Source organism: Nocardioides sp. Root682 (genome assembly GCF_001427795.1).
GTDB lineage: Bacteria > Actinomycetota > Actinomycetes > Propionibacteriales > Nocardioidaceae > Nocardioides.
The window spans coordinates 1,485,491-1,497,568 of record NZ_LMHJ01000001.1 but is presented as its reverse complement, the minus strand read 5'-3'; the positions used below and the strand labels follow the sequence as shown (position 1 = coordinate 1,497,568).

At 71.2% G+C, this 12,078-nt stretch carries 10 protein-coding genes; 6 read left to right on the top strand and 4 right to left on the bottom strand.

Annotation, left to right across the window (positions count from 1 at the left end):
* Window positions 1–12 precede the first annotated feature (12 nt).
* Window positions 13–1,656, bottom strand: coding sequence for a M14 family zinc carboxypeptidase (locus ASD84_RS07065; protein ID WP_056708303.1), 1,644 nt, complete (start codon window positions 1,654–1,656; stop codon window positions 13–15).
* A 135-nt stretch (window positions 1,657–1,791) separates the two neighbouring features.
* Between ASD84_RS07065 and ASD84_RS07060 the strand changes: the two genes are divergently transcribed.
* Together ASD84_RS07060 and ASD84_RS07055 are read left to right on the top strand one after the other, a co-directional pair.
* Window positions 1,792–2,679 (top strand): DUF1295 domain-containing protein, encoded by an 888-nt coding sequence (locus ASD84_RS07060; RefSeq protein ID WP_056708301.1) that lies wholly within the window; start codon window positions 1,792–1,794, stop codon window positions 2,677–2,679.
* Complete coding sequence (locus tag ASD84_RS07055) at window positions 2,676–3,794, top strand: FAD-dependent oxidoreductase (RefSeq protein WP_056708298.1); 1,119 nt, start codon at window positions 2,676–2,678, stop codon at window positions 3,792–3,794. The genes ASD84_RS07060 and ASD84_RS07055 overlap by 4 nt, the downstream gene beginning before the upstream one ends.
* 30 nt (window positions 3,795–3,824) lie before the next feature.
* Here the strand turns inward: ASD84_RS07055 and ASD84_RS07050 are convergent, their stop codons facing one another.
* Window positions 3,825–5,336: a TolB family protein gene (locus ASD84_RS07050; protein WP_056708295.1), complete on the bottom strand. Its 1,512-nt coding sequence runs from the start codon at window positions 5,334–5,336 to the stop codon at window positions 3,825–3,827.
* Window positions 5,337–5,342: 6 nt separating this feature from the next.
* The gene (locus tag ASD84_RS07045) at window positions 5,343–6,335 is read right to left on the bottom strand and encodes a PASTA domain-containing protein (RefSeq protein ID WP_082573201.1); all 993 of its coding nucleotides are present in this window, start codon (window positions 6,333–6,335) and stop codon (window positions 5,343–5,345) included.
* 128 nt (window positions 6,336–6,463) lie between these two features.
* On the opposite strand from ASD84_RS07045, the gene ASD84_RS07040 reads away from it, so the two are divergent.
* The 4 genes from ASD84_RS07040 to ASD84_RS07025 are packed head-to-tail and all read left to right on the top strand — an operon-like array spanning window position 6,464 to window position 10,849.
* Entirely contained in the window at window positions 6,464–7,090 is a 627-nt protein-coding gene (locus tag ASD84_RS07040) for a DUF4126 domain-containing protein (RefSeq protein WP_056708290.1), read from the top strand.
* 27 nt (window positions 7,091–7,117) lie between these two features.
* A complete protein-coding gene (xylB, locus tag ASD84_RS07035; protein ID WP_056708287.1) occupies window positions 7,118–8,524 on the top strand; it encodes a xylulokinase in 1,407 nt (468 codons plus the stop codon).
* Window positions 8,521–9,684, top strand: coding sequence for a xylose isomerase (xylA, locus tag ASD84_RS07030; RefSeq protein WP_056708285.1), 1,164 nt, complete (start codon window positions 8,521–8,523; stop codon window positions 9,682–9,684). Before xylB ends, xylA begins: the two co-directional genes overlap by 4 nt.
* Window positions 9,677–10,849 carry an ROK family protein gene (locus ASD84_RS07025; protein WP_056708281.1) on the top strand — a complete coding sequence of 391 codons (1,173 nt, stop codon included), beginning with the start codon at window positions 9,677–9,679 and terminating at the stop codon, window positions 10,847–10,849. Before xylA ends, ASD84_RS07025 begins: the two co-directional genes overlap by 8 nt.
* Before the next feature lie 5 nt (window positions 10,850–10,854).
* On the opposite strand, the gene ASD84_RS07020 is transcribed toward ASD84_RS07025, so the two are convergent.
* Window positions 10,855–12,078, bottom strand: coding sequence for an ROK family transcriptional regulator (locus tag ASD84_RS07020; RefSeq protein ID WP_056708279.1), 1,224 nt, complete (start codon window positions 12,076–12,078; stop codon window positions 10,855–10,857).

Below are 12,078 nucleotides of genomic sequence, written 5' to 3'. Positions count from 1 at the left end.
CTGGGTGAACCGTCAGCAGGTGAGGTTCTCCGTCGCCACCGCTCCACGAGCCACCGTCACCGGATGCATCTCGAGCACTGTGCCGGCAGGGTTCTCGCAGGTGAGGGTCCAGAACTCGGTGCCGCCCGCGCCGACCACGGCGGGCCGGGTCGACGGGTTGACGTGCCAGGTCCAGCTCCCGCTCGCGGGGACGACGAGGGTCGAGTCGAGGGTGTCGGTGAAGTGCAGCCGCCAGTTCCACGGCTCGGTCTCGAACGACTTCCTGATCCGGAGCGTGACCCCGGCTGGTGCCGTTCCCTGGATCGTCGAGTGACGAGCGGCGTTGGCGCTGCTCTCGGCGGCGATCAGGAACGCCTCGCGCACGCCGCCGCCCGGGACCTTCTTGGTTCCGCCGCGGTAGGGGGCGACGACGCCGGTGGAGAACTGCGGGTGGAATCCCTGCGTCCCGTGCTCGAACGTGAAGCCGAGGCCCGCGGTGGCGCTGTAGGACCAGTCATCGGTCGTGCCGCTGGTGCTGTAGAGCTCGTACCCGTAGATGCTCTGGTACCCCATCTGGGCTGCCATCTGGTCCCCGAGCGACGTCATCAGGGCATCGTCCGGCGTCACCGCGGCCCCGAGCCAGCCCGGCTGGCGCAGCACCAGTGCGCTGTAGGTGTGGTTGCTGATCATCGTCACCACCTGGCGCGAGGAGATCAGCTCGCGGACGTTCTGGGTCTCCGGCTCGCTGAACGGCCCGGCGCCGAAGTACGTCTCGTCGGTCGTGAACGGCGATGCCCCGGGGCCTGCCCACAGCGCTCCGTAGTTGCGGTTCGGGTCGACGCCCAGCGCCTTGTTGGCCCGCAGCGCGCACGCGCCAGCCGCGGGGATCTGCCCGTCGGCGATCCGGCAGTTCTTCCGCTTCAGCTCGTAGGCGCCACCGCGGCTGACCTGGAACCCGTCGGGGTTCACCACAGGGACGATCACCACCCGGACGTTGTCGAGGATGCTCTGGATCCGTGGGGTCGCGGCGTTCTGCAGCAGGTCGTACGCGAACTCCGTGACCAGCTCTGCGGACGGCCATTCCCGGGCGTGGTGGACGCCCAGCAACAGATACGTGGGCTTCCCGTCGTCGGTGGCGGTGACGCCGTTGCTGATCTCGATTCCCTCCACCGATCGACCCTCGAGGCTCTGGTGGTTCAGGGTGAGGATCCGGGCCTGGGTCGGGTACGACGCCGCGAGCGCCGCCATCTCGGTGCCGTAGTCGGCCAGCGTGCGGTACGCCGTACGGCCTGAGGGGAGGGTCGAGCCTCCGGGCCTCGCCGCGGCGTACGCCTTGTCGGCCTTGACCCGATCGCGCTCCGCCGCGTCGACGTCCTGGACGACGACGCGGCTCGAGAAGCCCGCCCGGGTCAGGGTGGTCCTGTCCGCGGCGGTCTCCACGATGACGTCGATGGACTCGATGCCAACGGTGCCGGCGATGTCGAGACCGAGGGCCGCGACCTTGTTCCGGGCCGCCTTGGTCGGCGTGTCGACGCGCAGGATCTGGGTCGGTCCGTCTGTGGGCGACGGGGTCGGCGCTCCTGCTGCCGAGAACCCGGACGTCAGCGGGAGCCCCAGGGCGAGTGCCGCTCCGGCGGCAACGAGGGCGATCTTCCGCCGTTGCAGTTTCGTGGTCATCTCGGCTCCCGGGGTAGGCGACAGTGCCGCATTCGACGCTAGACCTGTCGTGCCCTTCGTGGAATCCCTCGGAATGGCTAACGGGCGTCCGGCATCCGGGCCAAAACTAGAACACGTTCCTGTATCGTCGCGACCGTGAGCAAGAGCGTGTCGCTGGCCCGCGTCGGCCTGTCCTACCTGATCGCCTTCGGCGCCGCCACCGGCTGGCTGCTGTGGGGTCCCGACACCGAGTGGCTGTGGCTCGACGGACTGATCGCCGACCTCATCGCGACGCTGGTCGTGTTCGGGGCGAGCCGCGTGCACGGCAACTCGAGCCTCTACGACCCGTACTGGAGCGTGCTGCCGCCGTACCTCGTCATCTTCTGGTTCCTCGCCGCCGACACGCCGGGTGTCGAGGACGTCCGCGCCGTCATGCTGCTCGTCGTCGTGTTCGTCTGGGCCATCCGGCTCACCGGCAACTGGCTGTACGACTGGCCGGGGCTGCACCACGAGGACTTCCGCTACGCGCCCCTGCGCGACGGCGCGGGCAGGCTCGAGATGGTCGTCGACTTCGCGGCGATCCACCTCTTCCCGACACTCATCGTGTTCCTCGGCCTCGTCCCGGCGTACGCCGTCCTGGCCCGGCCCGGCGGAGAGGTGAACTGGCTCGACATCGTCGCGCTGGTCGTGGGCATCGGCGCGCCGATCCTGCAGTTCGTCTCCGATGCCCAGATGCGGGCCTTCATCCGCACCCGGCAGCCCGGTCAGGCGATGGAGAGCGGTCTGTGGGCCTGGTCGCGCCACCCCAACTACTTCGGCGAGATCAGCTTCTGGTTCTCGCTGGCGTTCTTCGGGATCGCCGGTGCGCCCGAGGACTGGTGGTGGTTGCTGGCCGGCGCTGTCGGCATGACGGTGATGTTCCAGGGCGCCAGCATTCCGATGATGGAGAAGCGGAGCCTGGAGCGTCGGCCCAACTACCAGGAGATCATCGACCGGGTGCCGCGGCTGGTGCCCCGGCCCCCGAAGCGCCGGGTCCCTGCATGACCCGGCCCCGGGTCGTCGTTGCCGGCCTCGGCGACACGGGGCTGTTGACGGCGATCCACCTCGCCCGGCACCGCGGTGTCGAGGTCGTCGGGATCTCCTCCAAGCCGGGACTGGTCAGCGGTCAGGAGCTCGGGCTCAGGCTTGCCCGTCCGGACGACTGGCAGCGGAACTACCGCGTCGGCTTCGACCAGTTCCGACGCCTCCGGGGCGTGCGGACCGTTCATGCCGAGCTCGTCGGGCTCGACGTCGAGGCGCGCACCGTGCTGCTCCGGCGGGTCGACGGCACCGACGTTCGCGAACCCTATGACGTGCTGGTGATCTCCACGGGTGTGAGCAACGGCTTCTGGCGCCGACCCCACGTGCAGACCGAGGACGACGTCGACCTCGACCTCGCGCGGCAGCACCGCACCATGGCCGACGCCTCGACCGTCGTGGTGGTCGGGGGTGGCGCCGCTGCCGTGAGCAGTGCGTTGCAGATCGCCACGCGCTGGCCCGAGAAGGCGGTCGCACTCTGCTTCCCCGGCGCGCGCGCCCTGCCACAGCACCATCCCCGCACCTGGGACCACGTACGACGACGACTGCTCGCCGCGGGCGTCGACCTGCGTCCGGGGCACCGAGCCGTGCTGCCGAACGGGTTCACCGCCGACCGGATCACGACCGAGGAGCTGACCTGGAGCACCGGTCAGTCCGCGACCCCGGCCGATGCCGTGCTGTGGGCGATCGGGCGGGTCAGCCCGAACACGGGTTGGCTGCCACCGGGCCTGCTGGACGAGGCCGGCTTCGTCCGTGCTGACCTCACCCTGCAGACCCCCGAGCATCCGGAGATCTTCGCGATCGGAGACGTCGCGGCGACCGACCCGTTGCGTTCCTCGGCCCGGGCCCGCGCCGACGGGTTGCTGGCCAGCAACATCCGGGCACACCTCACGGGCCGCGAGCTCAAGGCCTTCCGGCCCGTGGAGCGGCGCTGGGGCTCGGTGCTGGGGGTCGAGGCCGACGGGCTGCGTGTGTTCGCCCCGAACGGTCGACCGTTCCGGTTCCCTGCCTGGTCGGTACGCGCGGTTCTCCAGCCCTGGATCGTGGACCGCGGGATCTACGGCGGCATCCGGCGGCGCTGAAGCCCGTCTGGCTCGACGGGCACTGATCACTCAGAGAGAATCGCCGACGCCCGCAGTCAGCTTCTCGGAGCGAGGGGACGCGTCGGAGATGGTCACGATGCCACGGTTCGGAGCGGCAGTCGCCAAGCGACCGTCGGACAGCCACACGACAGCAATCTCGGTGTCGCTGCTCTGGCTGATGTTCCGCCCGTCGTCGGGGCTGTCGTCGCCGATCTCGACGACGACGACCTCGGCATTCCCCTGCACCGTCGCGACGTAGGCCACCTCGGCACCCTTGGGGGCCAGTGCCGGTGATCGGGCATGGCCGAGCGCGGGCGTGCGGGAGAGCTCGTTGCCCGACTCGACCTCGGCGACCACGAGCGAGTCGTTCGAGGATCCGGTGAGTACGTAGACGAGGCTGCTGCCGTCGGGGGACCAGGCGGGGTCGAACTCGTCGGACGAGCCGCCGGCGATCACCTGAGCGGTGGTTGCGGAGAGTCGTCGGACTGACACGTCCTTGCCGCCTGAGGTCGCCGTCACGTAGGCGACCATCGACCCGTCGGGTGAGATCGCGGGGTCGCTCGGTTCCCGGCCGACGTCCAGCAGTTGGGGAGCGCCGGCACCGCGACTGATGCCGATGCGCTTCCCCTCGTCGGTCGCGACGATGAAGGCGACCGTCTGGCCGTCGGCCGACACGCTCGGTTCGCTGGCATCACCCGCGGTGGGCACGGTTCGCGAGTCACCGGTGGCGGCGTCGATCACCTGGACCCGGGACGTGCCCCCGGCGCGGCTGGCGACCGCGACGTACGACGGCGGGGTCGTGCCGCTCGAGGACCCGTCGTCGGAGTCGGCGCTCGTGGTGGGCGCGGCAGGGTCCGTACCACCGGTGGAGTCAGTCTTGCCGGTCGGTTGCGCGGTGGAAGCGTTGCCGCCCGGATCGGTGCGTGGTGCGCCGTCGTCGCCCTTCATCTGCCAGGCGGCGGTGCCACCGCCGACGAGCAGCAGGAGCGCGAGCAGGCCCAGCGCCCACCGTCCCCGGCCTCCGTGCGCGTTGCCGGTGGGCTGGCCGGGATCGGGCTGGGGGTCGAGTCGGGGTCGGTCAGGTTGGCGTGCGGTGGCGGGGGTGGGTTGCGTCACCGCGGCATGCGCTGGGGGCGCAGCGTGCGCTGGGGGAGGCGGTGGTGGCGCCGTTCCTTCGGTGGCCAGGCCGGTGCGGTACTCGTCGTACGACGAGGAGACCAGTTGTTCGCCGACCCGCCCGAGGGCGTAGCCGAGTGCGGCGACAGCCCAGCGGGCGCCCTGTTCGTCGGACCCCGTCTGTTGGGCGATCAGGCGACCGGTCTCGGTCACGGCGGCCTGGGGGTCGGCGTGGTTGTCGAGCAGGCCCAGCAACCGCGGGACCGCACCGTGGCGCACGCCGCGGACGAGGATGTTGATCTCGGCCGGCGCGGCTTCGCCCTCGTGCAGGTAGTCGTCGAGCGCTCCCCGCAGCCCGTCCGCATCGTCCAGCACGGACGGGCCCACCTGCGTCAGGAGCGCGCGCAGGGTCTGGTGGAGCGCCACCGGCGACTACTCCAGGCCGTCGTCGGTGGTGGCTTCGTCGCTCGCGTCATCCGGCAGGCCCTGGCCTGCGCCGATCAGCTGAAGGTCTCCGAACCCGATCGTGCCGTATTCGGCGACATTGCTCAGTTCGATGGACAGGCGCAAGCCGTTGGACACGTCGACGTCGAGCTTCAGGGGCTTCTGCCCGAAGTCGATCACCTTGTTGACCTTGGAGGTGCCGTCGATCTTGATCTGGACCCGGATCCGGGTGGCGCTTCTGGAGGAGTCGGTGAAGCCGACGATGCCGGTCAGTCGGTTCCAGTCACGGCCCAGGTCGAACTCGAACACGCAGCTGTCGTCGCCTCCAATGGTGCTGCTGCTCCCGTCGTACGGGTCGCCATCAATGAATGTCTCGCCCGCGGCGGTGTCACCGCAGTACGACTCATTGACGGTCTCGGTCAGGTAGAGCGACTGCGTGCTCGGGGTCCGCGCGACCTGGACCTCGATCTCCGAGGTGGCCTCCTGGCCGGCCTCCGGGGTGGTACCGAGGACCTCGCCATCGGCTCGATCGGCGTCGGGGACCGGCACCTCGGTGAAGGTGATGCCTCGGTCGTTGGCCCAGGTCTCGACCTCGGAGACCTGCTTGCCGAGGAAGGTGGGCACCGGTCCGACCGGGCCGGCGATCTTCAAGGTGATGGAACCTGTGATGGCGCTGCCGGAGCTCGGGACGTGAGCGACGACGGTGCCCGCCTCCTGCAGGCTTTCCTGCGGGGAAGCAATGATGCTGCCCTCGTCGACGCCGAGCTCCAGGAGCTTCGTGCGCGCTTCGTCCTCGGTGAGGCCGGTCAGGTCCGGCATCGGTGCGTCGACCTCGTCGGCGGCAGCGGTCGTCTCGTCGGACTGCGAGCTGTCGGCGTCCTTCTTCTCCCCGGTGTCGTCGTCACCGCCCCCACATCCGGCGACGAGAACGGCCACGGTGGCCATTGCGATGAACGAGCGAGCGATGCGACGTGAACGCATGGAGGAGCCTCCCCAGGTGGCTGTTGGGCGCGCCGAGCCTAGTGGTGGTCACAGGGCGGCCGCGGTGAAACCGACGAACTTCCGTTCGGCGCCCGTCGTACGACAGAAATCGGCCCTACGCTGCGGTCGTGGAATCACTCGCCCTGGCGTTCTCGTCCGGCTGGGCCAGCGGCATCAACAGCTATCTGGTGGTGCTCGTGCTCGGGCTGGCGGATCGCTTCGGCAGCATCGAAGAGATCCCGGACGTGCTCGGGCGCTGGGAGGTGCTCGCCGTCGCCGGCCTGCTCTATGCCTTCGAGTTCGTCGCCGACAAGATCCCGTACGTCGATTCCGGGTGGGACGTGGTGTCGACCGCGATCCGTCCCGTGGTGGGTGGGGTGATCGGGGCGCTGATCGCCGGCGACTCCGGGGCTGTCAACGAGCTGGTCGGGGGTGCGGTGGGCGGGTCGACCGCGTTCGCGTCGCACTCGGTGAAGACCGGCACACGGATGGCGGTGAACACTTCGCCGGAGCCGTTCACGAACATCGGGATCAGCCTCGGTGAGGACGTCACCGTGCTCGCGGTGGTCTGGTTCGCGGTGCAGCATCCGTACGTCGCGGCGTCGATCACGCTGGTCCTCCTGCTGCTGGGCCTGGTCACCCTGTGGCTGGCCTGGCGGGTCGTACGGCGGGGGTGGCGGCGGTTCCAGGCGTGGCGCGCGAGAGGCCGCGGGCGGCCGCTCTCATCGTCGGATCTGCCGAATTCCTTGACTTAGTTCAAGTCTCGTACTAAATATGGGGGCGTGCCTCTCGTCCTCGGTGTGGACTCCTCCACCCAATCCACCAAGGCCCTGCTCGTCGATGCCGACGACGGGGCCGTGGTCGCTCGCGGCGTCGCGTCCCATCCGCCCGGCACCGAGGTCGATCCCCGCGCCTGGCTCGACGCCTTCGACGAGGCCACGGACGGCCTGCTCGACCGCGCCGACGCGGTTGCGGTCGGCGGACAGCAGCACGGCATGGTGGTGCTCGACGCGGCTGGTGAACCCGTGCGGGACGCGCTGCTGTGGAACGACACCCGTTCCGCCTCGTCGGCCACGGACCTGATCGAGGAGCTGGGCGGGCCGCAGTCCTGTGCCGACGCGCTCGGCAGCGTCCTGGTCGCGTCCTTCACCAGCACCAAGCTGCGCTGGCTGCGCGACCACGAGCCGGATCGTGCCGCTCGGGTGGCGACTGTCCTGCTGCCGCACGACTACGTGTCGGCGCACCTCGCCGCACCCGGGACCCGTCCCTTCACGGACCGCGGCGATGCCTCGGGGACCGGCTACTACTCCGCCAGCGCTGACGGCGGTGCCGGCGCATGGCGGCGCGACCTGCTCGCCTCCGCACTCGGACGCGACGCCTCGTTGCCGGAGGTGGTCGGCCCGGGCCTGGTCGCCGCGGAGACGCGGACAGGCAAGGTGATGGCGGCCGGCACCGGCGACAACATGGCCGCCGCCCTTGGCCTCGACCTCGGCCCGGACGACGTGCTGGTCTCGATCGGCACCTCCGGCGTCGCGTCCACCATTGCGGAGCACCCGGTCGCCGACGGCTCCGGAACGGTCACCGGGTTCGCCGACGCCACCGGCCGCTACCTGCCGATGATCGCCACCATGAACGCCGCTGGGATCCTGGACCTCCAGGCCCGCTGGCTCGGTGTCGACCACGCGGAGCTCGCCGCCCTCGCGCTGGCCTCGACCCCCGGCGCCGGCGGTGTCACCCTGTCGCCCTACTACGGCGGCGAGCGCACCCCGAACCTCCCCGACGCCTCCGGGACCTGGGCCGGTCTGCACGCCGGAACCACCCGGGCCGACCTCGCCCGGGCAGCCGTCGAGGCCCTGCTGTGCTCCCTGGCCGATGCCGTCGACGCCCTCGTGGCCCGCACCGGAGTCACGCCGCGGCGGGTGCTGCTCGTCGGTGGAGCGGCTCGCAATCCGGCCGTCCGGGCGGTCGCCCCTGCGTTGCTGGGTCGTGACGTCGTACTCCCTCAGGAGGGGGAGTACGTCGCCCGCGGCGCCGCACGCCAGGCCGCATGGGCGCTGGCGGGTACTCCCCATCCGCCCGCCTGGCCGCTGCCGACCGCCGGCACCCTGACCGGCCCTCCCGACCCCGAAGTCCGCGATCGCTATGCCGCGCTCCGCGACGCTCTCCACCGAGAAGAGGAATCACGATGACCCGCCCGACCCCCACCCCTGCCGACAAGTTCTCCTTCGGACTCTGGACCGTCGGCTGGCAGGCCCGCGACCCGTTCGGTGACGCGACCCGCGCGCCGATGGACCCGGTGTACGCCCTGGAGAAGCTCGCCGAGATCGGCGCCTACGGCGTGAACTTCCACGACGACGACCTGATCCCGTTCGGGTCCGACGACACCACGCGGGACGGCATCATCGACCGGTTCCGCAAGGGCCTCGCGGACACCGGCCTGGTGGTCACGACCGCCACGACCAACCTGTTCACGCACCCGGTGTTCAAGGACGGCGGCTTCACCTCGAACTCCCGCGACGTGCGGCGGTTCGCGATCCGCAAGGTGATGCGCAACATCGACCTGGCCGCCGAGCTCGGCGCCAAGGTCTACGTCTGCTGGGGCGGGCGCGAGGGATCGGAGTACGGCGCGTCGAAGGACGTCGCCGTCGCGCTGGACCGCTACCAGGAGGCGTTCAACGTCCTCGGCGAGTACGTCACCGATCGTGGCTACGACATGAGGTTCGCCATCGAGCCGAAGCCCAACGAGCCGCGCGGCGACATTCTGCTCCCGACGGTCGGACACGCGCTGGCGTTCATCGAGACCCTCGACCGCCCCGAGCTGGTCGGCGTCAACCCGGAGATCGGGCACGAGGAGATGGCCGGGCTCAACGCCGCTGCCGGCTACGCCCAGGCGCTGTGGCAGGGCAAGCTCTTCCACATCGACCTCAACGGGCAGAACGGCCCGAAGTACGACCAGGACCTCCGCTTCGGCGCCGGCAACGTGCGCGGCGCCTTCTGGGTCGTCGACACCCTGCTGGCCGGCGGGTACGACGGCCCGGTGCACTTCGACTACAAGCCGGTGCGGCCGGAGACGGATGCGGGCGTGTGGGTCTCGGCGCGGGCGTGCATCGACAACTACCTGATCCTGCGGGAGAAGGTGCTCGCGTTCCGCGCCGATCCCGACGTGGTCGAGGCACTGGAGGAAGCAGGCCTGCCGGAGCTCGCCGTACCCACTCTCGCCGAAGGCGAGGGCTGGCAGGGCCTGCAGGCGTGGCCGCTGCCGGACATCGAGGCGCTGGCGGCCCGCGAGGTGGCGATGGAGCGGCTCGACCAGCTCGCCCTCGAGCACCTGTACGGCGTCCGTGGCTGACGCACCCGAGTCACTGCGCCGGCGCAACGCGGCGGCGCTGCTCCGCACCCTGCGGTACGACGGCCCGGCAAGTCGTGCCGAGCTGGCCCTGCGCACGGGGCTGGCCAAGGCCACCGTCGGCACCATCGCCGGGGGCCTCGAGGAGGCCGGTGTGCTGCGCGGCCTGGAGCAGGTGCGCAGCGGGGAGCGTGGCCGGCCGGGCCAGCGACTGACGTTGGCCGACGGTCGACCGGTCGGCGTGGGCTTCGAGGTCAACGTCGAGTACGTGTCGGCGGTCGTGCTCGACCTGTCCGGCAGCGCGCGGTTCGAGATCACCCGGCCGGTGTCCGAGGTGGCGGCTGTGGCTGCGGCGCTGGGCGCCCTCGCCGACGAGGTCGCCGCTCGCCTGGCCGCTGAGTCACTGCATCCCGTCGGGGCTGCAGTCGCCCTGCCCGGCCTGGTCGACGGCGACGACAGGACGGTGGTCTGGACGCCGAACCTGGACCTGCCGGGAACGGGCGTCGCCGAGGCAGTCGACCGCGCCTTCGGCTGGTCGTCCAGGACGAGGGTCGTCAACGACGCCGACTGTGCCGCCCTGGCCGAGGTACGGCTCGGCGCTGGTCGGGGCACCGACCACCTGCTGTACCTCACCGGAACGGTCGGCATCGGTGCGGGCATCGTCGACGACGGCCGCCTGCTGCGGGGCGCCCGTGGGTTCGCGGGCGAGGTCGGCCACCTGCCGATCGGCGAGCCGGGCGCCCGGTGCGGTTGCGGCCGCACCGGCTGCTGGGAGGCATCGGTCGGCCTGCATGCACTCCTCGCCGCGGTCGGCGTGGACGAGTGCGGCACGCCGTTGGAGACGGCTGCCGAGGTGGCCCGTCGTGCGGAGACGTCGTCTGGGGTCCGCGCCGGAGTGGCCCGGATCGGGCAGCACCTCGGGCGTGGGCTCGGCATCGTCTCGGGCGTCCTGGACCCTCACCAGATCGTGCTCGGTGGCTACTTCGTGCCGCTCGGTGACCTGGTCCTGGCACCGGCCGCCGCAGAGCTGGACGCCGCCGTTGCGCTGGGCGGTCGAGGTCGTCCGGCCCTGAGCCTGGGCCAGCTCGGCACCGAGGCCGCAGCGACGGGCGCCGCCGAACGTGCCCTCGACGACGTCTTCTCCGGCGAGGTCGATCTCCTCAGCTGACCCCGCTACCCCGCGAGGCGGGCGGGCGCGTCCGTGACGGCGGCCGCGAGGCTGGCGACCGGGTCGATGAAGACCGGTTCGAGGGCCATCTCGGCGGCCCCCAGGAGGACCGAGTCGTTGTCCAGGCCGGGAAGGGTCAGACGCACCGACTCGTTCACGGCCCGCAGGGCGCGCTCGGTCAGCCCGGCCGTGACCTCGGCGCGGCACAGCCGGAACAAGGGGCGGAAGTAGCCGCCCAGGATGACCACGCTCGGGTTGAACGTGTTCACGACGGCGGCCAGGCCACGACCGAGCTCGGTCGCGATGGGTCGCAGCTCGCGCGACGGTGTCGTCATCTCGTCGAGCGTCGTGCCCAGGCGGGCGGCCTGGTCGGCGGGGACGTTGAGCGCGTGGGCAATGGCATGGGCCCCGACCACGGTCTCCCAGCAACCGCGGCTGCCGCAGTGGCAGGGGAGGCCGCGGGGGTCGTGACACAGGTGGCCGACCTCACCGGCGTAGCCCGCAGCGCCCTCGAGGCGGTGGCCGCCGGTGATCACGCCCGCACCGACACCGACGTTGCCGGACAGGTAGACCAGGTCGTCGATCTTCTGCGCGGCACCGCGCCGGTGCTCGGACAGGGCGCCGAGGTCGGCGTCGTTGCCGAGCGCGATGGGCACGTCGAGCGAGAGTGCGGCGAGCACGATCGAGCCGAACGAGACGTCGTGCCAGTTGAGGTTGGGTGCGTGCCGGATCAGGCCGTCGCTCCGCCGTACCAGACCCGGGACGGCGACGCCGATACCGAGCAGGGGCGCCCCGGCCGGGGAGAGCGCGACGACCTGACGGATGAGGTTGGCGACCGTTGCGCCGACCTGCCAGGCCTCGGTCTCCTCGGGGATCGGCGCGCTGGCGCGTTCGCGGATGGTGCCGCCCAGGCCGACCCGGGCCGCCGTGGCGCGGTCGACGCCGAGGTCGACGGCGACGACGTACGGACCGTCATCGGGGATCCGTACGCCGGCCGAGGGTCGCCCCGCGCCACGGCGTTCGGTCGTGGGGGAGGCGTGCTCGATCAGGCCGAGGGTGTCGAGCTCCCCGACCAGGCCGGCGATCGTCGAACGGTTGAGGCCCATCCGGCCGGTGAGCTCGGCACGTGACGCCTCGCCCGCGTCGTGGACGTGGCGCAGCAGGGTCCCGAGATTGTGACGGCGGACAGCTTCCTGGTTGGTCCCCGTCCCGCGCTGCGCGCCGGCCAT

Bases quoted from the DNA above. Each gene is read 5' to 3' on its own strand.
- xylA (WP_056708285.1), top strand. From the start codon at position 8,521: ATGACCCGCCCGACCCCCACCCCTGCCGACAAGTTCTCCTTCGGACTC.
- ASD84_RS07055 (WP_056708298.1), top strand. From the start codon at position 2,676: ATGACCCGGCCCCGGGTCGTCGTTGCCGGCCTCGGCGACACGGGGCTG.
- ASD84_RS07065 (WP_056708303.1), bottom strand. From the start codon at position 1,656: ATGACCACGAAACTGCAACGGCGGAAGATCGCCCTCGTTGCCGCCGGA.
- ASD84_RS07045 (WP_082573201.1), bottom strand. From the start codon at position 6,335: ATGCGTTCACGTCGCATCGCTCGCTCGTTCATCGCAATGGCCACCGTG.
- ASD84_RS07020 (WP_056708279.1), bottom strand. From the start codon at position 12,078: ATGGCCGGCGCGCAGCGCGGGACGGGGACCAACCAGGAAGCTGTCCGC.